A 19,009-nucleotide genomic window follows, 5' to 3' on the forward strand; every position below is an offset into this window, starting at 1 on the left:
GGACCGGCACGCCGTCCTGTTTCAGTTTTTCTTGACGTTGCTGGGCACCATGGGGAGAGGGATGATCTCCGCAGCCACCGCCTGGTTGCGGATTTCCACCGAAAGCGCGTTGCCCACCTGAGCCATGTCTGTGGGTACATAACACAGAGCCACCCCGGTATTCAAGGACGGGGAAAAGGTGCCGCTGGTGACCTCGCCCACCGCCCGGCCATCCTTCAGGATTTTATAATGCGACCGGGGAACGCCGCGTTCCTTCATCTTGATCGCTACCAGTTTCCGTTGCAATCCAGCTTCTTTTTGTTTTTTAAGCGCTTCCTTGCCTACAAAGTCAGCTTCTTTTTTCAGCTTGATGACAAATCCAAGCCGCGCTTCGAGCGGGTTGTGCTCGGCGTCGATCTCCTGCCCGTAAAGCGGATACCCCATCTCGATACGCAGGGTGTCGCGTGCACCCAGGCCGATGGGTTGCAGGTCGTATTGTTTTCCCGCCTCCAGAATTTTTTCGTAAACCGCCGCCGCGTCGTCCACCGACAGGTAAACCTCGAACCCGTCTTCCCCGGTGTAACCGGTGCGGGAAATGATGCAGTCGGCACCTACGATTTTGCCGCTCTGGAACGTGTAATAGGCGATGTCACCGACCGGGATGTCCAGCATGGGTTTCAGCAACGCTTCGGCGTGCTTGCCCTGCACCGCCAACTGGGCTGTCTGGTCGCTCGTGTTTTCGACGCTGACGTCAAATTTCTTTGCCTGCTGTTCGATCCAGTCAAAATCCTTGTCCGTATTGGCAGCGTTGACGCACAGGAAAAAATGGTTGTCGTTGAAGCGGTGTATCAAAAGATCGTCCACCACGCCGCCGTTTTCGTAACACATCAGGCTGTAGAGAATGCCGCCGTCGGCCATCTTCTCCACATCGTTGGTGACCAGGTGTTGCAGAAAGGCCATGGATTGCGGGCCTTTGACCTCCACCTCGCCCATGTGGCTCACGTCAAAGATACCGACGCCGTCGCGCACGGCGCGGTGTTCGTCCATGACCCCCTTGTACTGAATGGGCATATCCCACCCGGCAAACGGCACCATTTTGGCGCCCAGGCGGACATGGATGGCGTGAAGGGGAGTGTTTTTTAAAGGCGTGTTGACGGACATGTGCTTTTATAATGACAAAAAATTCGCTGCATGTAAAACGACTTGTATAATGAAATTCAGGCGGGAGATCAACCCGGAATTGGATTTATCCTTAATTCATAGTATATTAGGCGCTTTTTTTCAGCGCGGACACATTGACTCCCTGTTTTTCTGTTTCATATTTATAATGGTACCACCAATCGCCTGACAAAAGCCATGGACGTTCCTTACCAGTACAAACAATTCGATGCCGTCGTGGTGGCGGGGGAAGGCCTGCACAGCTACCAGGTCCTTCACCAGCATAAAGCGTTTCTCGAAATCGAAAACCGCTCCGTGGTGAGCTACGTCATTGACGCCCTGTTGAACGCACGGACGGTGCGCAACATCTACGTGGTCGGCAAGAAAAAAGAACTGCGCGAGCACCTGCGGAGGGACGGGATCGACTTCAATCACCCGAAAACCATCACCCTGCTCGAGCAGAAGCAGTCGCTGTACGAGAACGTGTGGTTCGCTTATATGGAAAGCCTGCCGGAGCCGGTGCCGGAATCGCACCTCGAAAACTCCATTCACAAGGACAAGGCGATCCTGGTGGTGCCGTGCGATTCGCCGCTGATCACACCTCACGAAATCGATTATTTCATCGCGCACGCGGACACGGACAATTTCGATTACGTCCTGGGGCTGACGCCGGAGAAAGCGATGCGTCCGTTCTACCCTAAGAAGGGCCAGCCCGGCATCAAGATGGCCTACCTGCATTTGAGGGAAGACAAATTCCGCATCAACAACATGCACCTGGTGAAGCCGGGACGCATCGAGAACCGGCATTACATCCAGACCATGTACCGGTACCGCTACCAGCGCGACATCAAGAACGTGGTCCGTTTCAGCATCGAGCTGTTCAAAAAGGACTGCTATCGCGGCTACCGGTTTTACCTGTGCCTGCTCGTGTGCCTGATGTGCGCCCGCCTGAAACTGGACCGGGTGGCGGACTGGGTTCGCCGCTGGGTGCCGAAACGCCACCTGGAGGGCTGGGTGTCGAAGGGCCTCAAGACGCGTTTCATGGGCCTGGTCACTCCCTTTCCGGGAACCACGCTGGACATCGACAACAACCGCGATTTCGAAGTGATGAAGCTCCGGTTCCGGGACTGGAGGCAATACCTGCGCGGGCTGGTGGAACGGTACCCCCTGCCGGAAGAATTGTCCCCTCACACGGCCATGCCACGGGTTCCGGTTCCTTCCCGGATGGAGGCTTCCGGAAAAGACACCGAGACGGTCCGTTGAACCACACCGGCCGAACCCGCCCTTTTCGTAAAAAGAAATACGGCGCTTCCCATAACTTGCTACAATACCGGGTCTGCCCAGAGCACACCCGAACCAATACCCCGAGATGAACCAAACACACATTCGCAATTTTTCAATCATCGCCCACATCGATCACGGGAAGTCCACCCTCGCGGACAAACTGATCCTGAAAACCGGTGCGCTCGAACAGCGCGTGTTCAAGGACCAGTACCTCGACAACATGGACCTGGAGCGGGAACGCGGCATCACCATCAAGGCACAGACCGTGCGCCTGCCGTACCGCTCGCAAAAAGGCGACAACTACACTTTCAACATGATCGACACCCCGGGCCACGTGGACTTCTCCTATGAAGTGTCGCGCAGCCTTGCCGCCTGCGAGGGCGTCCTGCTGTTGATCGACGCGTCGCAGGGCATCCAGGCGCAGACCATCGCCAACGTCAACCTGGCCATGGCGGGCAACCTGACCATCATTCCCGTTATCAACAAGGTGGACCTGCCGAGCGCCGACCCGGACATGGTACGCGAGCAGCTGGAGGATATTCTGCAGATCGATTCCACCGAGGCCATCCTTGCCAGCGCCAAGCAGGGCATCGGCGTGGAGGAGATCATGGAAGCCATCGTCGAGCGCATCCCGTCCCCGGAAGGCGACCGGGACCAGCCGCTCAAGGCGCTTCTGTTCGACGCCTGGTACGACCTGTACAAGGGCGTGATGATCCTCGTGCGCGTGGTGGACGGCCACCTGAAAGAAGGCATGACCATCCAGATGATGGCCACCGGCCACACCTTCCAAGTGGAAGAACTGGGCGCGTTCACGCCGGTACCGAAACGCATCGACAGCCTGAGCGCGGGCGAAGTCGGCTTCGTCATCGCCGGCATCAAAAAACTGGATGAAACGAAAATCGGCGATACCGTCACCGAATTCAAGAACAATTGCCCCAACCCCCTGCCCGGCTACAAGGACGTCAAACCGATGGTGTTCAGCGGGCTGTACCCGATCGACGGCGACCAGTACGAAAACCTGCGCGACGCCCTCAAGAAGCTTCGCCTCAACGACGCCTCGTTCACCTACGAGCCGGAGACCTCCGCCGCCCTCGGTTTCGGCTTCCGGTGCGGCTTCCTGGGCCTCCTGCACATGGAAATCGTGCGCGAACGGCTCGAGCGCGAATACAACGTGGACCTGCTGACCACCGCGCCCACAGTGGTGTTTCACCTGAAACCGGAGCACGGCGACATGGTGGTCATCGACAACCCGTCGAACCTGAAAAAGCAGGACCGCACCGACACCATCCTCGAACCGTACCTGAGGGGCACCATCATCGTACCCGACGAGTTCGTCGGTGCGGTGATGAACCTGGCGCGCGACCGCCGCGGAATTCAATTGAAAATGGAGTACCTGACACCCAAAACCGTCATGCTCCAGTACGCCCTGCCGTTCAGTGAAATCGTGTTCGACTTCTACGACCATCTCAAATCATCGACCAAGGGCTACGCATCGTTCGATTATGAATTTTTGGATTTTCGGGCGTCGGATTTGGTAAAGTTGGACATCCTGTTCAACGGAGAGACGGTCGATGCCCTGTCCATGATCGTTCACCGTGACAAGGCCTATTACCGGGGCCGCGAACTGGTTAAAAAACTGAAAGAGCAGATTCCCCGGCAAATGTTCGAGGTCGCCATCCAGGCCTCCATCGGCGGCAAGGTCATCGCCCGCGAATCCGTCAAAGCCCTGCGCAAGAATGTGCTGGCCAAGTGTTACGGAGGCGACATCACCCGCAAACGCAAACTTCTGGAAAAGCAGAAAGCCGGGAAAAAACGGATGAAGCAGATCGGCAAGGTGGAAATTCCGCAGGAGGCCTTTCTGGCGGTGCTGAGGACTGATGTCAAATAATACCGAACAGAACGCACGCGGCCCCGCTTCGCCCCCGGTCTCCAATCCCAAACCCCGGAAAAGCACGCTGAGGGAGTACACCGAGGCAATCGTCATCGCCCTGGTGCTGGCCCTTCTCATCCGCACCTTTGTGGTGCAGGCCTTTAAAATTCCTTCCGGCTCGATGGAAGACACCCTTCTGATCGGCGACCACCTGCTGGTCACCAAGTTCAGCTACGGCATCCACATTCCGAACGAGATCCCGTTCGTCGGCATCCGGTTTTTTCCGGACATCCTTTTGTTCCAGGAAGTGCCGGAGCGTGGCGACATCATCGTTTTCAAATACCCGCTCGATGAGACCAAGGATTTCATCAAACGGGTCATCGGTCTTCCGGGTGAAAAGCTGGAGCTGCGCCACCAGCAGGTGTACATCAACGGCCAGCGCATGGAGGAATCCTACGTGCACCACACGGAACCGCCCAGCCTGGAACCGGTGCCGGAACGCGACGACCTCGGCCCCCTGCTGATTCCGGACGGCCACGTGTTCGTGATGGGCGACAACCGTGAGAACAGCCACGACAGCAGGAAGTGGGGCTTCCTCGACCTCGACAAGGTACGCGGCAAGGCGCAGTGGATCTACTGGTCCTGGAACGGCGACCGCGGCAGTGTGCGGTTCGACCGCATCGGCCTGTCCGTTTACGATCATGAACACACCGGCCCCGAGCTGGCCAAACCGTAGCGATTTATTACCGTGAGCAACGATCTCAAAACCCGCATCACCGAATTGACCCGGAACAGCGAAGGCGTCATCCTCGACTTCGACGGCCTGATCGCCGATTCGGAACCGTTCCACTACAAGGCCTACAATGCCGTGTTCGAGCGCTACGGGCACAGCATCGACCCGGATGAATACTGGGTCGAATTCACATCCAAGGGAAAAGGCCTCAAGGGAGAGATCGAACGTTACAACCTGAAACTCGATGTCACCCCCGAGGCAATGCGGGAAGAGAAGTTCGAGATCTATTCGCGGTTCTGCCAGGGAGGGGATATCAAGCTGTTTCCCGACGCAATGCGGTTCATGGAAGTTGTGACCGAACGCTTCAAGGTGGCCATTGCCTCAGGGTCCTGGGAGCATGACATCCGTGCCATACTTGAGAATGCCGGCGCCGGGCACATGGTGAAGACGATTCTCGGAAAATCCCCGGCCACCCGGCGGGAAAAGCCGGCTCCGGATATCTTCCTGCAGGCAGCGCAACAACTGGAGTTGCAGCCTGAACGCTGTTTCGTGGTGGAGGATGCCCTCAAGGGATTGCAGGCGGCGAAGGACGCGGGCATGGCCTGCGTAATCGTACGCAACCCGCTCAACCAGAACATCGACTTTTCGGAAGCCGATGTGGTGGTATCCGGCCTGGCGGAGTTTCTCGACCACCTTTAAACCGGAATTCGCGCATAAAAAAACGCGGAGGCGTTTGCCTCCGCGTTTTGTTTTTTGGAACGAACGGGTGCAATCAGTCCCGGTTGGTTTCCTTGATTCCCAGCCGTTCGTAATCCTCAGCGGTCAACTGTTTGACATCCGAGTACGAGGAAGACGAGGAGGACGAAGAGCTGCCGGTTCCACCGCTCGAAGCACAGCCGATGAGCATAAAAATGGCCATGATTGCAAAAACCCGTGTGAGAATTTTCATTTTCAGACTCCCAGAATTAACGTTTTTTCAAAAGTTATTACTGAACAAACACAACTATGGAATCGGTAACCGGCGGATCATAAGGAACGTGATTGCCCTTGGCGAACAGCGCCTGAATCCGGTGCATACCATCTGCCAATTCGAGGGTTTTGCAGGTGGAGCCGTCACCCATGTGGACGTGATTGCTGTCCTTCGGAATGGGTTGACCGGCCGGCGGCAGATCGACATCAATGATCAAATGATGGTGCCCCTTGCCCTCGTTGACGCCGTTTTTGGCGGGTTCCACGGTATAACCGTCCGCCTCAATGCAGACCTCCACCTTGTTGCCCACACTCTCAGCGGTTCTCGGTTTAACGATTGTAATGCCCTTTCCGCTGCTGGAAACCCGGTCCATGCTGCCCGTATCGCCTCCTCCGGAGCCTCCCTGTGCCGCACAACCTATCGAGAATACCAATGTCGCCAAAACCCCCAAACGAACCGTTTTATTCATGATAGAGCGCCCTTTCTTATATTGGATAAGATTATTATTCTGGGAGCCTGCCTGAAAAACGAGGCTCGATCATATCGATTTTTAGAAGTGAATTCGAATTCCTACGAAGTCAGGCCATTATAAACAAAAACCATTCAAAATCAACTCACAGCGACAAATAAATCCTTGAATTATCTAGATTACCGCTATATCAAAGATAACCCCCCCGGCTTAAAACACTCAAAAGGGGCCAGTTGAAAGAATTCGGTCCGGGATGAGGATCGAATGGGAAATTTGTTATAATTCAACAAGCTGTTGGCCACCCCACACCGGTTTCCCGGTTGGAATGAGGTTGCAACCCAGAGTTGGCGGATTCATGAAGTTCGGCTTTCACACCCAGATCATCGGCGCCCTTCTGGTCTCCCTGACTTTGGGAACCGCAACGGCCGTCCCCTCCGGAGAAAATCCCGTTGAGGTCCCCTGGGTGGAATTGGAGCCGGGCCTGCAACTGGGCACCTTTCTCTCTTCCCGGAAATCCCCCGTCGGGGATTCGCTGGTTCGCGTGTTACGCATCAATCCGTCCCATTTTCGTTTTCGCCTGCTCAACGCGTCCGCGGACCGGAACAAACGCCGCTCGGCCCGCGAATGGGTGGTGGAACATCGGCTTGTCGCCGCCATCAATGCCAGCATGTACCAGATCGACAACCTGACCAGCGTGTCCCTCATGAAAACCATCGGGCACACCAATAACACCTGGTACTCGAAAGACCGGGCCCTGCTCGCTTTCCACCCCACAGGAGAGTCCCTGCCCCCGGTTCAGATTCTGGACCGGGACTGCCAGGATGTGGAATCTCTCCGCACCCGGTACCGGACCCTGATCCAGAGCATCCGCATGATTTCCTGCGATGGGGAAAACGTATGGAAGCAGCAGGAACGTATCTGGAGCACGGCGGCGATCGGCATGGATGAAGACGGCCACATCCTTTTCATTCACGTTCGTTCACCCTACAGCACCCACGACCTCATCAACATTTTACTGGAGTTGCCGATTCAACTGAAGCGCGCCATGTATGTGGAAGGCGGACCGGAAGCGCAGTTGTTCATTGCCTCCGGTGGAAAACAAATGGAATTTTTGGGCAGTTATTCCACGGGCTCCAACGAGAACGATGCCAACCGGATCGCCTGGCCCATACCCAACGTGGTGGGGATCGAACGCCTCCCCGCCCCCGACTCACAGTGAGACCCCATGTCGAAAGCCTCCTGCAAAACCGCACAGTTGAAACCGCGCTTCCGCATCACCCTCCACGGCGATATCGCCCTCGGTCCGGGCAAAGTGGATTTGCTGGAGGCCATCGGGCGCACCGGGTCGATTTCCGCAGCGGCCCGGGAAATCGGCCTGAGCTACCGCCGCGCCTGGGGAATGGTCGACACCATGAATCAGTGCTTCAAAAGCCCGCTTGTGGCACGCAGTAAAGGCGGGGCGGGTGGGGGTGGAGCGGAACTCACTGAACTCGGCCAGGGCGTCATCGACCAATACCGCGCCATGGAAACCAAAGCCATGAAGTCGGTTCAGGCGGAGTGGAAGTCTCTCAGCAAACACCTCAATACAAAATGATGCCGAATTTCGGCACCCTCCGTCAGCCAACCTTTTCGGCGACGATCTCGAAACCCAGAAACTGAAGCGACAGATTGTCGCCGGGATAATAGCTGTACGCATCGGTTTCGTCGAAGAACTCGTGGTATTCGAAATCCTCCACCACAAATCCCGCCTCGCGAACGTCTTCGACCAGGTTGTGGCAGAACTTGTCCTCGATGTCCACCAGCGTCTCCAGGTAACCCGGCATCAGCTTGTCCCGGTACTCCGGCTTCTCCGCTTCTTTCAGGATGCGGTATTCGAGATCGGTGTCCACGATCATCATGCGGCCGCCCGGTTTCAGCTGGCGCAGCGCCCACTTGAGGAATGCCCGGCGATCCTCCCTCTGGAGATGGTGCAGGAACTTGCTCACCTGCATCCAGCCGAACGCAGGGGTTCCATCCACGCCCTGCGGAAACCGCGCGTCCACGATCTCAACATTGCTTTTTCCGATGCAGTCGCGGTAATGCGTGAGCGCCTCAATGATGAACGGCATGGAATCGCTGAGATACAGCGGCGGGTGGTCCTCCGGCCAGTCGTGCAGGATGCTGAACCCCGTCAGCCCCGTCGCCACGTCCAGCACGGGTTCGTTGATCGGCGGGATTAGGTCGGCGAGCCCCTGGTCCCAGGGAAAGTTCTCCGTAATCACAAGGTACGTGCTGTAGCTTTCCGCCAGCAGGCGCACCACCACCGGGTCTTCCGCCAGATTCCGGTTGTGACGAATGGCATGCGCCAGCGAGCGGAACAGAAATTCCATCTCGTGGTTCATGTCCTCGTCCGAAAGGTTTCGAAGAGGCGCATTGCGGTCGGCGCGGCGGTTGCCGTCGATGTGGTCCAGGTTCAAAAACACCATCGGACGCTCGTGCTGAACATACACCAGGTCGGCGAGATCGATCATGATTTCCGGGTAGGCGTATCGCAGGATCAGGTTGAAACACTGCTGTTGGTGACGGCCCGATTCATTGTCGCGGAAACCGATGTGCCGGTTGAGGTATTCGAACAACTCCACCACGCGGCGGTTGAGGTCCGGCGCGGACGAACGCTGCAGGCCGAAATAAACGCGGCCGGTGTCGGTCACCAAAGGGAGCCGGTCCGGACCGGTTTCAAACACGGGTGTTTCCATTCGGTCAAGTCCTCAACAAATCACGGGAGCCATCAGAGCAAAGGGCCGGTCACTTTTTCCACCGCGTCCAGAATGGCATCATTGTCGATCAGGCGCGCAACGGTTTCAATGTCAGGATTCAGTTCGCGGTCGGCGTCCATGTGCGACACGTGTTGGCGCAGAACCTGGTAGGCCGCCAGCGTGCCCTGCCCCGGCTTGAGATTGGTGAACAGATCCATCGCCTGCGCGCCGCACAACAATTCGATGGCCGCGACGTACTTCAGGTTCTCCACCACGTGCCGCGCCTTGCGCGCACCGATGGTGCCCATGCTGACATGGTCCTCCTTGTTGGCCGAGGTGGGGATGGAGTCCACCGACGCGGGATGCGCCCACGCCTTGTTCTCCGACACCAGCGCCGCCGCGGTGTACTGCGCGATCATGAAACCGGAGTGGAGCCCGCCGCCTTCGATCAGAAACGACGGCAGGCCGCTGAGGTTCGGGTTGACCATGCGCTCGATGCGTCGCTCGGAAATGTTCGCCAGTTCCGCCAGTGCGATGGTCATGAAGTCCATCGCGAGCGCCACCGGCTGGCCGTGGAAGTTGCCGCCGGAGAGCACCTGGCCGTTTTCGAACACCAGCGGGTTTTCCGTCGCCGAATTCATCTCCGTCTCCAGCACCCGGCGCACGTGCGCCAGCGTGTCGCGCGTCGCCCCGTGCACCTGCGGCACGCACCGGAGCGAGTACGCGTCCTGCACGCGGTCGCAGTCCTTGTGCGAGGAGATGATCTCACTGCCGTCGGTGATCTTGCGCATGTTGGAAGCGGTGTCGATCTGCCCCGGGTGCGGCCGGATATGATGGATGCGTTTGTGAAACTGCGTGTTGGTGCCGAGCAACACTTCCAGGCTCATGGCGGCGGCAATGTCCAGGATCTTCGCCAGCTTCAACCCCCGGCACAGGGTGAGCGCGCCCAGCGCCGTCATCACCTGCGTGCCGTTGATGAGCGCGAGCCCTTCCCCTTCCGCCAGCGTGACGGGTTCGATGTCCGCACGTTTCAGAGCTTCGGCACCGGCCATCTCTTCCCCCTGATACCGCGCGCGGCCGCGTCCGGTCAGCACCAGCGAAAGGTGCGCCATGGGAGCCAGGTCGCCGCTCGCGCCCACCGATCCCTGCCGGGGCACCACCGGCACGACCCCCTTGTTGAACAAATCCATCAGGGTTTCCAGCGTGGACAGGCGCAGACCGGAATAGCCCTTGGCCTTGCTGTTGGCCATGAGCAGCAGCGTCATGCGCACGACTTCATCGTCGAACGGCGGCCCCACCCCGGCGGCGTGGCTCCGTAGCACATTATTCTGAAGGGCGCGCGCGTCTTCCGACGAAATCACCACGTTGCTGAACGCACCGAAACCGGTGGTGACGCCATAGACCACCTTGCGCTCGCGCACGGCGGCATCGATCTGTTCTCGGGAATGAATGACCCGGTCGCGGGCTTCTTTGGTGAGGGATAAAGGCGTGCCGTTTCGAACGGCGCGGACGGCCTGCTCCAGGGTCAGGTTGTTGCCGTCCAGTTGCAGAGGTTCCATGGGCGCTCCCGTTCGGGCGTCAACGCCAGTTGAAGAACGCCCGGCACAGCATGTATAAGGCGGCGATGGTGGACGGAAGGACGTAGGGAACCGCCTCGAACGCGTCACCGGTGGCCAGCGTGTAGATGGACCCGGAAACGCGCACGGTATAAATGAAAATCAGGATGCCAGCGAGTATCCGTCCACCCCTGTATATAAAATACGACAGCGTGCCGAACAAAGCCAGCGCCAACGCCGTGTATCCCGCGCCCTCGGCAACACTCAGGTTGAACGGCGGAAGAAACACGTACACCATGGCGACGTAATACAGGTTGAGCAGCAAAAACGCCCAGCCTGCCTGCCGGTATTTTTTCAGGTGGGATTCCGAGATTGGTTTTGCGGTCATGCGGGTTGCATCGGAAACGGGGTTTCTTGAGGGCACCCGGTATCATGAGGGGATTTCCAAAGGCGTTGCAGTGAAACCGGGGGTGTGCTAGCTTGCAACATTCCGGTCCCGTCCCGGGCCGGTCCCTTCCCATCCGTTAAACAATAGACCATCATGTTACCAGTCGAAGAACAGTTGAAAGTCATCAAGCGGGGCGCGGTCGAGATCATCGACGAAAAGGAACTCGCCCGCATTCTGGAACGGTCCATTAAATCAGGCAAGCCTTTGCGCGTCAAGGCCGGGTTCGATCCCACGGCCCCCGATCTCCACCTCGGACACACGGTGCTCCTTCAGAAGATGAAACACTTCCAGGAACTCGGCCACGAAGCGGTGTTCCTGATCGGCGACTTCACCGGCATGATCGGCGACCCGACGGGCAAATCCGAAACGCGCAAAAGCCTCACCGCCGAAGAGGTCGCGGAAAACGCCAAGACCTACCTCGAGCAGGTGTACAAGATCCTTGACCGCGAACGCACCACCGTCATGTTCAACAGCGAATGGATGGGGCCGTTCACCGCCACCGACATGATCAACCTCGCCGCCAGGTACACCGTGGCGCGCATGCTGGAACGCGACGACTTCACCAAAAGGCTCAATCAAAACCTGCCGATCTCGCTGCACGAGTTGATGTACCCGCTGGTGCAGGGTTATGACTCGGTCGCCATGAAGGCGGATGTGGAACTGGGCGGCACGGACCAGAAGTTCAACCTGCTGGTAGGGCGCGACCTGCAACGCGCTTACGGACAGGAACCGCAGGTGGTGCTGACCATGCCGCTCCTCGAAGGCACCGACGGCGTGCAGAAGATGAGCAAAAGCCTCAACAACGCCATCGGCATCCTGGAACCACCGGGCGACATCTTCGGCAAGGTCATGTCCATCTCCGACGACCTCATGTGGCGTTATTACGAACTGTTGAGCGACCTGGGTGTGGATGAGCTGGAGGCGTTGAAAAAAAGAGGCGAGACGGAAAACCCGCGCGACATCAAGATCGAACTGGCGCACGAGCTGGTGGCAAAATACCACTCGAAGGAAGACGCCGACCGGGCGGTGGAAGAATTCAGGAACGTGTTCAGCAATAAAAACCTGCCGACGGACATTCCCACCGTGCCGGGCTGGGGCGACGAAGCGCGGGAAATCGCCAGCGTCCTGGCCGGTTTCGAACTGTGCAAAAGCACGTCCGAGGCCAGGCGTCTCATAAAGCAGGGGGCCGTCACCGTGGACGGCGAACGCGTCTCCGATGAAAAAATGCAGTTGGCGGGAAACCGTGAAACCCTGATCAAGGTCGGCAAGAAACGCTTTCTGAAAATCGCCGCGCCCTGACCCTGGCTCAGCGTTTCGAGCGGATCTTGTGTCCCGGCAGAAGCGGTTCGGTCTGGTTCACCACCATCGCGGTGGCGGTGTGCTCCTGAGTGGACAGCACCACCAGTTCCCCGATCACGTGCGGGGTCAGGTCATCCACAAACCAGCCTTCGCGTTCCGGCACGATGTACACCTCAAAGTGGTCGCCGACGGCCACGTTGTCCACCGCTCCCTTGTCGATATACACCTCATCTCCATAAGAACTGAACACGCTGCTGGTGCGGTCGTTGGCCACCAGGAAACCCTGAATGTCCTTGGCCTGAGGCTGGTGATTGAGCTTGACCATTTCCGGTTTTTCGCGCGGCATGGGAACCAGCCAGTTCCCAACCTGAATGGCCTGGAATCCTTCAATGATTTTCAGTTTGGCCACCCGGCCCTGGGAATTGAGGTCCACCACCTCCACCACACCGTTGATCATGAATTTCTTGCCCACGGCGTCGGTGCGGAACTCCACGGAGTAAGCGAACTCGCCGTTGTAACCGAAATCCAGTGAATTGACTTCACTGGTGTCGGTGATGCCGAAAGTGGTTTTGGGATGACGCACGGTTTCATTGTTCACCACCACGCGAAAGCGGTCGCCGATCTTTACGTTCACGCCCCCGTCTTCCACCTCTTCAAACTCGGCAAAGATGAATTGAATCGGGCTGAAAGCGATGTGATGCCGCATGCCCTGAATCACCTCGCCCACCGGCTCGACTTCCTGCGCGACATGCCCCATACGGAAAAAGGTGGGGTAGGTAACCCAGGTGTCGGTTTTCTTGCCTGGAGTGATCCGGATTACGCGTTTCTTCTTTTTCTTTGCCTGCTGCTGGGATCCCGTCTGCCCGACCAGTCCCCTGGACAGCACCACAGGATACGTGGGGTTCATCTTGGCAACCTGCACGCCACCGGCAGAGCTGGAAGATTCCGAATCGGAACCTGCCGCCCATGCGGGCGATCCGTTCAGCATCAACCCTGCGGCCAGCAGAGCACTCCACAGAAATCGGGGTTGGTAACACATGGGCAATCCCTTTCCAGAAAATTGAACCGGTGCAAGCGGTTATTTGGAAACCCTTTGATATAATTTGGGTTCTTTGTTTTTTGGGGTGAAAACAGGATAGCAGAAATCCACTATTTGTAAACAAAATAGTTGGCACAACCATCTTGTTTTCAAACATATATAAACCAGGCCCGCATCAGGTCAGGGTTTTCCCGGAGGGGTGGCGGTAAAAACCTTGGTTTCATTTGAATTTCGCTTGACAAACTTGTCAAGCCAATGGAATAATCGTTGCCAACTCCCGAGTGCCTCGCAGAACATCATAATCAATTAAAAAATAAGGGATTACGCAGGCAACACTGTCCTGCCGAACTGCTGTCATGAAACGAACCTATCAACCGAAAAATCTCAGAAGAAAGCGCACCCACGGCTTCCGGGCCCGGATGGCCACGGTGGGCGGACGACGGGTGCTGGCCAACCGCCGCCGTAAAGGACGCAAGCGCCTGACCGTGTAAGGCATGCCGGACCAATCCTTTCGCAAGCACGAAAGACTGTTGCACCGACCCCAGTTCAAGAAGATCATGGCCGAAGGCCGCAAGCAAAGAGTGGAGGATCTCTGCACTCTTTTTTATTTGCCAAACGGTTTGGGCCACCATCGGCTGGGGATCATTGCATCGAAAAAAATCGGCAATGCAGTGGCACGCAACCGGGCAAAGCGTAAGATCCGGGAAGTTTTCCGCCATCACAAACAGGTGGGCCCGGCGGGCATGGACATCGTGGTGGTCTCCGGCAGAAACCTGGTCCCCCTGCCCTGCACGAAACTGGAAAGCAAACTGTCCAAACCCTTGCGCAGGATGAAATAACCAAACGGCGATCCGGCTGTCTCCTTCCCGGCCCCAAATAACCATCATGATTCGATACCTTTTCAAACAGTGCATCCGCGGATACCAGATCGGCATCGCGCCGTTTCTTCCGCCGGCCTGTCGGTTTCATCCCACCTGTTCGGAATACGCATGCCAGGCACTCGATCGCCTGCCGCTGTTTACAGCCGCGTGGCGCATCGTCACCCGTCTCTCAAAATGTCACCCGTTCCACCAGGGCGGGCATGACCCGGTTCGTTAAGCGGAGGCTGAGTCTTGGAAAACCGATTGCTTCTCGCTTTTGTTCTGTCGCTCGGGGTGTTCATCGTCTGGGGATGGATCATGGCGCAATTCCAGCCGCCGCCGGAACAACAGGCGAAGAAATCGCAGAAGACACAACAACAGAAAGTCCAGCCGCCCCAGACCGGGACCGAAACGCCCGGCACCGTCATCCCCCCTGCGGACACACAGGAAAGCGGTGCGATGGAAATGCCGTTCGGCCAGGATACGGAAGCCTTTCCCGATTCCGGCACGGCCACTCAACTCACTTCCCAGCCGGGTGAAACCATCGAGGTGGAAACCCAGTCGGTCACCTACCGCTTCTCGACCAGAGGCGGGGTGTTGACGCACGCGCTCCTGCATAAGAACAAGAACCCGGACGGCGAACCGCTCAACCTGGTGCGCCACCCGGAAGGATCGCTCTACCCGCTCACCGTCATCACCGGCGAGCCGAAGCTGGACCCGATCTTGATGAACGGTCATTTCGAACCGTCCAAAAAATCGCTGGTGCTGACCAAGGACCAGCCGCAGGGCGAGATCACGCTCCACCTCAAACACGAGTCGGGGCTGGAGGTGGTGCGGCACCTCACTTTCGAGTACGGCAAGCCTCTGTTCCAGGTGCGCACACAACTGCGTGCGCCGCCCTTCGCCGACAGCAATTTGAAGTACGCCGTGATCTGGGGACCCGGCATCGGCGGTGCGGATACTGCGGGTCCCAACTACATCTCCTTTTCCGGTCCCACCACCTTCGTCAACAACAACCGTGTCGAAAACCCCGCCGAAGACATGACGAACACCGTCACCCACAAGGGCGACCTGGTGTGGACCTCGTTCCAGAATAAATATTTCGCTGCCGCGCTCATTCCCGAAAAGGGCGTGAAGTCGGCGTTCGTGCAAAAAATCGACGACAGCACTCAGTACGTCGGGTTGAATTTCGAGACGGTGCAGGCCGCCTCCTCCGCCACCTACCAGGTGTACGTCGGCACCAAGGAACTGGAACTGCTCGAAAGCCTCGGCCACAAATTGGTTCGGCTGATCGACTACGGCTGGTTCGGCAACAAGTTCGCGTTCCTTGTCAAACCCATCCTGAAATGCCTCAACTATTTTTATGACCTGATCGGCAACTACGGCTGGGCGATCATCCTGCTCACCTTTGTCATCAAACTGATCTTCTTTCCGCTCACGCACAAGAGCTTCAAGTCGATGAAAGGCATGCAGAAGATCCAGCCCTACGTCAAGGTCCTGCAGGAACGGTACAAGGACGACCGGCAGAAGATGAACGAGGAGATGATCGGGCTCTACCGCAAGCACAAGGTCAACCCGCTGGGCGGCTGCCTGCCGATGCTGTTGCAGATTCCGGTGTTCATCGCGCTCTACCACGCGCTGTTTTTCTCGATCGAGTTGCGCGGCGCGCCGTTCATCCTGTGGATCCACGACCTGTCGCAGAGCGACCCGTATTTCGTTACGCCGGTGCTCATGGGCGCGACCATGTACCTGCAGCAGAAACTGACGCCGACGGTGGCCGATCCCGTTCAGCAGAAAATCTTCCTGATGATGCCCATTCTCTTCACGTTCCTGTTCATCACCTTCCCGGCGGGGCTCGTGGTTTACTGGACCGTGAACAACCTCCTCACCATCGCCCAGCAGTACTACATCTACCACGTCGCCAAAGACTGACCGTTTTTGGAGGGCCGTAATGGACGACACCATCGCCGCCATCGCCACACCGCTGGGAGAAGGAGGCATCCACATCGTCCGCATCAGCGGCAAAAACGCCTGGCCCATCGCGACCAAACTGTTCCGTGCCGCACCGCCTCAGGCGACCGTCTCCATCCCTCCGCTCAAGGCCACGTTCGGCCACATCGTCGATCCCGAAACAACACGTGTGATTGATGAAGTGCTGCTGATCCGGTTTGAGGCGCCACGCAGTTACACCTGCGAAGACGTGGTGGAGATCCACGGCCACGGTGGCGCGTTCGTCGCCGCGCGCATCCTGCAAAACGTGCTCGATGCCGGAGCCCGGCTCGCCCAGCCCGGCGAGTTCACCCGCCGCGCGTTTATGAACGGACGCCTCGACCTCACCCAGGCCGAAGCGGTGGCCGACCTCATCCATGCCGCGTCGGACAGAGCCCTCGCGTCCGCCGTCTCGCAACTGCAAGGCCAACTCTCTGTGACGTTGAACGGGATGTACGACCGGCTGCTGGCGGTCTTGTCGCAACTGGAGGCGGCGATCGATTTTCCTGAGGAGGGGCTGGAGTTCGAACGCAAGCAGGCCATGGCCGGACAGGTGCGCTCCGTGCAGAAAGAAATCGAAACGCTGATCGCCACCTTCCGCGCAGGACGCATTTACCGCGAAGGTTGGAACGTCGCGCTGGTGGGAAAGCCCAACGTCGGCAAATCGAGTTTGCTGAACGCCCTGCTGAAAGAGGACCGGGCAATTGTCACGCCCCACCCCGGAACCACGCGCGACGTGCTGGAAGAACGCGTGCGCATCAGGGACCTGCATCTCAACATCGTCGACACGGCGGGCATCCGGCACCAGCCGGAAGAGATCGAGGAAGAAGGCATCCGCCGAACGCGTCGCGCTTTGGAGAAGGCCGACCTGGCGCTGGTGGTGCTCGATGCCTCGTCGCCACTCGACGGCAACGACACCCTGCTTTTGGACGAGGTGAAAGGCCGGCCGTGCTTCCTTCTGCTCAACAAAAGCGACCGGACTCAGCAACTCGACACCCAGGAACTCGAACAAACATTCCCCGGTGAGACGCCGCTCACAATCTCCGCCACCACCGGTTCGGGATTGGACACATTGGTCGACCGCCTGCACGCCCGGATGCTGGAGGGCGTGCCTTCCGGCGAAGGCGCCATCATCACCCGCGAGCGTCACCGTGCGGCGCTGGCCAACGCGACCGACGCACTCGCCAACGTGGTCCACTCGCTGGACGGCGACCTGTCGGAAGACCTCGTCGCCGTGGACCTCAACACCGCACTCGAACATCTGGGCGGCCTGCTCGGCAAAACCTTCGTCGAGGACCTCCTCGACCAGATTTTCGACGACTTCTGCATCGGCAAGTGACCCACAAATTTTTATTTAAAAATCAATCGGTTACAAAATTTTCGTTAAAAAACCAACATTTTTCGACAAATTTTTGACAAAGCGAAAATTTTGTATAAAATATTGGATTTATGGGGCTTGAACTAAAAAACGATTCCTACCACCTGATCGGCAACAGCGACGCCATTTCCACGGTTTACGACCTGATCGAGCGCGCCGCCGACTCCAATTCCACCGTCATCATCACCGGCGAAAGCGGCACGGGCAAGGAGCTGATCGCCCGCGCCCTGCACCACAACAGCAACCGCAAAAGCAAACCCTTCGTGCCGGTCAACTGCGGCGCCATCCCGGGCGAGCTTCTGGAAACGGAACTGTTCGGGCACGAAAAGGGCGCGTTCACGGGAGCGGTCAATCACCGCGTCGGGCGCATGGAACTGGCGCAGGACGGCACGGTGTTCCTCGATGAAATCGGCGACATGCCGCCCCTGCTTCAGGTCAAACTCCTGCGCGTTTTGGCGGAGAGCGAAATCGACCGCGTCGGCGGCAGCAAGCCGATCAAGATCGACGTGCGCGTCATTGCCGCCACCCACCGCAACCTGGAAGAGGCCATCGGGCAGGGCAAGTTCCGCGAGGACCTGTTCTACAGACTGAACGTCATTCCCATCTCCCTGCCGCCGCTACGCGAGCGCAAGGAGGACATCCCCCTGCTGGTGAACCATTACCTGAAGCGGTTCAATGAAGAGAAATGCAAAAGCGTCACCGGCATCAGCGACGCGGCGATGGAAATCCTCTGCCGCTACCCGTGGCCGGGCAACATCCGCGAACTGGCCAACTTCATGGAACGCATGGTGGTGCTGAGCACGGCCAGCACGTTGACGCCGCGCGACCTGCCGGAGAAGGTACTGGGCGACGTGCCGCGCGAACAATGGGAACCGCTGGTGCAGGCCGAACCCACCGAAACCCCCGCCGAATTCCTGCGCAACACCATGAACTCGTCCTGCTTCGTCGGCATCCCGGACGAGGGCATCAACCTGAAAAAAATGGTGGAGGAGTTCGAGAAGGAACTGATCCTGGAAGCACTGGAAAAAACCAACTGGGTGAAGAACAAGGCCGCCGTCCTGCTTGGCCTCAACCGCACCACGCTGGTGGAAAAACTGAAGAAGATGAACATCCAGCGCGAAGACCAGCCCGGCTGAGCCGGGAAGCAATGGGGTAATGCCCGGTGGGCGAACGATGGCCGAAGGGTCCGTTCCAAAATGTATTCATCCAACGCGAAGACCAGCCCGGCTGAGCCGGGAAGCA

The 19,009-nt window shown here is 58.0% G+C and carries 20 protein-coding genes; 13 read left to right on the forward strand and 7 right to left on the reverse strand.

Annotation, left to right across the window (positions count from 1 at the left end):
* Positions 1–21: 21 nt before the first annotated feature.
* The gene (gcvT, locus tag ACTRXA_RS11885) at positions 22–1,140 is read right to left on the reverse strand and encodes a glycine cleavage system aminomethyltransferase GcvT (protein WP_442427407.1); all 1,119 of its coding nucleotides are present in this window, start codon (positions 1,138–1,140) and stop codon (positions 22–24) included.
* A 195-nt stretch (positions 1,141–1,335) separates the two neighbouring features.
* Between gcvT and ACTRXA_RS11890 the strand changes: the two genes are divergently transcribed.
* The 4 genes from ACTRXA_RS11890 to ACTRXA_RS11905 all read left to right on the forward strand — a co-directional run bounded on the left by ACTRXA_RS11890 (position 1,336) and on the right by ACTRXA_RS11905 (position 5,723).
* Positions 1,336–2,400 carry a nucleotidyltransferase family protein gene (locus ACTRXA_RS11890; RefSeq protein ID WP_442427408.1) on the forward strand — a complete coding sequence of 355 codons (1,065 nt, stop codon included), beginning with the start codon at positions 1,336–1,338 and terminating at the stop codon, positions 2,398–2,400.
* A 106-nt stretch (positions 2,401–2,506) separates the two neighbouring features.
* Positions 2,507–4,309 carry a translation elongation factor 4 gene (lepA, locus tag ACTRXA_RS11895; RefSeq protein ID WP_442427409.1) on the forward strand — a complete coding sequence of 601 codons (1,803 nt, stop codon included), beginning with the start codon at positions 2,507–2,509 and terminating at the stop codon, positions 4,307–4,309.
* Positions 4,299–5,027 carry a signal peptidase I gene (lepB, locus tag ACTRXA_RS11900; RefSeq protein WP_442427410.1) on the forward strand — a complete coding sequence of 243 codons (729 nt, stop codon included), beginning with the start codon at positions 4,299–4,301 and terminating at the stop codon, positions 5,025–5,027. Before lepA ends, lepB begins: the two co-directional genes overlap by 11 nt.
* Before the next feature lie 12 nt (positions 5,028–5,039).
* Positions 5,040–5,723 (forward strand): HAD family hydrolase, encoded by a 684-nt coding sequence (locus ACTRXA_RS11905; protein WP_442427411.1) that lies wholly within the window; start codon positions 5,040–5,042, stop codon positions 5,721–5,723.
* Between the two features lie 73 nt (positions 5,724–5,796).
* Here the strand turns inward: ACTRXA_RS11905 and ACTRXA_RS11910 are convergent, their stop codons facing one another.
* Positions 5,797–5,973: a hypothetical protein gene (locus ACTRXA_RS11910; protein WP_442427412.1), complete on the reverse strand. Its 177-nt coding sequence runs from the start codon at positions 5,971–5,973 to the stop codon at positions 5,797–5,799.
* Positions 5,974–6,010: 37 nt separating this feature from the next.
* Entirely contained in the window at positions 6,011–6,463 is a 453-nt protein-coding gene (locus ACTRXA_RS11915) for a DUF4399 domain-containing protein (RefSeq protein ID WP_442427413.1), read from the reverse strand.
* 355 nt (positions 6,464–6,818) lie between these two features.
* On the opposite strand from ACTRXA_RS11915, the gene ACTRXA_RS11920 reads away from it, so the two are divergent.
* Entirely contained in the window at positions 6,819–7,682 is an 864-nt protein-coding gene (locus ACTRXA_RS11920) for a phosphodiester glycosidase family protein (RefSeq protein WP_442427414.1), read from the forward strand.
* A gap of 6 nt (positions 7,683–7,688) precedes the next feature.
* Positions 7,689–8,057 carry a winged helix-turn-helix domain-containing protein gene (locus ACTRXA_RS11925; RefSeq protein ID WP_442427415.1) on the forward strand — a complete coding sequence of 123 codons (369 nt, stop codon included), beginning with the start codon at positions 7,689–7,691 and terminating at the stop codon, positions 8,055–8,057.
* Between the two features lie 22 nt (positions 8,058–8,079).
* On the opposite strand, the gene ACTRXA_RS11930 is transcribed toward ACTRXA_RS11925, so the two are convergent.
* The 3 genes from ACTRXA_RS11930 to ACTRXA_RS11940 are packed head-to-tail and all read right to left on the reverse strand — an operon-like array spanning position 8,080 to position 11,142.
* Positions 8,080–9,198 (reverse strand): hypothetical protein, encoded by a 1,119-nt coding sequence (locus ACTRXA_RS11930; protein ID WP_442427416.1) that lies wholly within the window; start codon positions 9,196–9,198, stop codon positions 8,080–8,082.
* A gap of 32 nt (positions 9,199–9,230) precedes the next feature.
* Positions 9,231–10,757: a histidine ammonia-lyase gene (gene hutH, locus ACTRXA_RS11935; protein ID WP_442427417.1), complete on the reverse strand. Its 1,527-nt coding sequence runs from the start codon at positions 10,755–10,757 to the stop codon at positions 9,231–9,233.
* Between the two features lie 19 nt (positions 10,758–10,776).
* Entirely contained in the window at positions 10,777–11,142 is a 366-nt protein-coding gene (locus ACTRXA_RS11940) for a hypothetical protein (RefSeq protein WP_442427418.1), read from the reverse strand.
* 153 nt (positions 11,143–11,295) lie between these two features.
* Between ACTRXA_RS11940 and tyrS the strand changes: the two genes are divergently transcribed.
* Positions 11,296–12,501 (forward strand): tyrosine--tRNA ligase, encoded by a 1,206-nt coding sequence (gene tyrS / locus ACTRXA_RS11945; protein WP_442427419.1) that lies wholly within the window; start codon positions 11,296–11,298, stop codon positions 12,499–12,501.
* A 7-nt stretch (positions 12,502–12,508) separates the two neighbouring features.
* Here the strand turns inward: tyrS and ACTRXA_RS11950 are convergent, their stop codons facing one another.
* Positions 12,509–13,540 carry a hypothetical protein gene (locus tag ACTRXA_RS11950; RefSeq protein ID WP_442427420.1) on the reverse strand — a complete coding sequence of 344 codons (1,032 nt, stop codon included), beginning with the start codon at positions 13,538–13,540 and terminating at the stop codon, positions 12,509–12,511.
* A gap of 356 nt (positions 13,541–13,896) precedes the next feature.
* Here ACTRXA_RS11950 and rpmH point away from each other — a divergent pair, with 356 nt between their 5' ends.
* From rpmH to ACTRXA_RS11980, 6 genes are all read left to right on the forward strand, one after another.
* Complete coding sequence (gene rpmH / locus ACTRXA_RS11955) at positions 13,897–14,031, forward strand: 50S ribosomal protein L34 (RefSeq protein ID WP_042250177.1); 135 nt, start codon at positions 13,897–13,899, stop codon at positions 14,029–14,031.
* A 3-nt stretch (positions 14,032–14,034) separates the two neighbouring features.
* Positions 14,035–14,379, forward strand: a complete 345-nt coding sequence (gene rnpA / locus ACTRXA_RS11960) for a ribonuclease P protein component (protein ID WP_442427421.1) — start codon at positions 14,035–14,037, stop codon at positions 14,377–14,379.
* Positions 14,380–14,425: 46 nt separating this feature from the next.
* Complete coding sequence (yidD, locus tag ACTRXA_RS11965; protein ID WP_442427422.1) at positions 14,426–14,638, forward strand: membrane protein insertion efficiency factor YidD; 213 nt, start codon at positions 14,426–14,428, stop codon at positions 14,636–14,638.
* Positions 14,639–14,652: 14 nt separating this feature from the next.
* Entirely contained in the window at positions 14,653–16,332 is a 1,680-nt protein-coding gene (yidC, locus tag ACTRXA_RS11970) for a membrane protein insertase YidC (RefSeq protein WP_442427423.1), read from the forward strand.
* A gap of 19 nt (positions 16,333–16,351) precedes the next feature.
* Positions 16,352–17,728 carry a tRNA uridine-5-carboxymethylaminomethyl(34) synthesis GTPase MnmE gene (mnmE, locus tag ACTRXA_RS11975; RefSeq protein ID WP_442427424.1) on the forward strand — a complete coding sequence of 459 codons (1,377 nt, stop codon included), beginning with the start codon at positions 16,352–16,354 and terminating at the stop codon, positions 17,726–17,728.
* Between the two features lie 110 nt (positions 17,729–17,838).
* Positions 17,839–18,903 carry a sigma-54 interaction domain-containing protein gene (locus tag ACTRXA_RS11980; protein WP_442427425.1) on the forward strand — a complete coding sequence of 355 codons (1,065 nt, stop codon included), beginning with the start codon at positions 17,839–17,841 and terminating at the stop codon, positions 18,901–18,903.
* Positions 18,904–19,009: the final 106 nt, after the last annotated feature.

The organism is Nitrospina sp. P1_D6, assembly GCF_052156615.1.
GTDB lineage: Bacteria > Nitrospinota > Nitrospinia > Nitrospinales > Nitrospinaceae > Nitrospina.

What these genes read in the sequence shown, in the direction of transcription:
- mnmE (WP_442427424.1), top strand. Translation starts at nt 16,352, where the DNA reads ATGGACGACACCATCGCCGCCATCGCCACACCGCTGGGAGAAGGAGGC.
- ACTRXA_RS11915 (WP_442427413.1), bottom strand. Translation starts at nt 6,463, where the DNA reads ATGAATAAAACGGTTCGTTTGGGGGTTTTGGCGACATTGGTATTCTCG.
- lepA (WP_442427409.1), top strand. Translation starts at nt 2,507, where the DNA reads ATGAACCAAACACACATTCGCAATTTTTCAATCATCGCCCACATCGAT.
- ACTRXA_RS11980 (WP_442427425.1), top strand. Translation starts at nt 17,839, where the DNA reads ATGGGGCTTGAACTAAAAAACGATTCCTACCACCTGATCGGCAACAGC.
- rpmH (WP_042250177.1), top strand. Translation starts at nt 13,897, where the DNA reads ATGAAACGAACCTATCAACCGAAAAATCTCAGAAGAAAGCGCACCCAC.
- yidD (WP_442427422.1), top strand. Translation starts at nt 14,426, where the DNA reads ATGATTCGATACCTTTTCAAACAGTGCATCCGCGGATACCAGATCGGC.
- ACTRXA_RS11910 (WP_442427412.1), bottom strand. Translation starts at nt 5,973, where the DNA reads ATGAAAATTCTCACACGGGTTTTTGCAATCATGGCCATTTTTATGCTC.
- ACTRXA_RS11940 (WP_442427418.1), bottom strand. Translation starts at nt 11,142, where the DNA reads ATGACCGCAAAACCAATCTCGGAATCCCACCTGAAAAAATACCGGCAG.
- rnpA (WP_442427421.1), top strand. Translation starts at nt 14,035, where the DNA reads ATGCCGGACCAATCCTTTCGCAAGCACGAAAGACTGTTGCACCGACCC.
- hutH (WP_442427417.1), bottom strand. Translation starts at nt 10,757, where the DNA reads ATGGAACCTCTGCAACTGGACGGCAACAACCTGACCCTGGAGCAGGCC.
- ACTRXA_RS11890 (WP_442427408.1), top strand. Translation starts at nt 1,336, where the DNA reads ATGGACGTTCCTTACCAGTACAAACAATTCGATGCCGTCGTGGTGGCG.
- ACTRXA_RS11930 (WP_442427416.1), bottom strand. Translation starts at nt 9,198, where the DNA reads ATGGAAACACCCGTGTTTGAAACCGGTCCGGACCGGCTCCCTTTGGTG.
- gcvT (WP_442427407.1), bottom strand. Translation starts at nt 1,140, where the DNA reads ATGTCCGTCAACACGCCTTTAAAAAACACTCCCCTTCACGCCATCCAT.
- ACTRXA_RS11950 (WP_442427420.1), bottom strand. Translation starts at nt 13,540, where the DNA reads ATGTGTTACCAACCCCGATTTCTGTGGAGTGCTCTGCTGGCCGCAGGG.
- lepB (WP_442427410.1), top strand. Translation starts at nt 4,299, where the DNA reads ATGTCAAATAATACCGAACAGAACGCACGCGGCCCCGCTTCGCCCCCG.
- tyrS (WP_442427419.1), top strand. Translation starts at nt 11,296, where the DNA reads ATGTTACCAGTCGAAGAACAGTTGAAAGTCATCAAGCGGGGCGCGGTC.
- ACTRXA_RS11920 (WP_442427414.1), top strand. Translation starts at nt 6,819, where the DNA reads ATGAAGTTCGGCTTTCACACCCAGATCATCGGCGCCCTTCTGGTCTCC.
- ACTRXA_RS11925 (WP_442427415.1), top strand. Translation starts at nt 7,689, where the DNA reads ATGTCGAAAGCCTCCTGCAAAACCGCACAGTTGAAACCGCGCTTCCGC.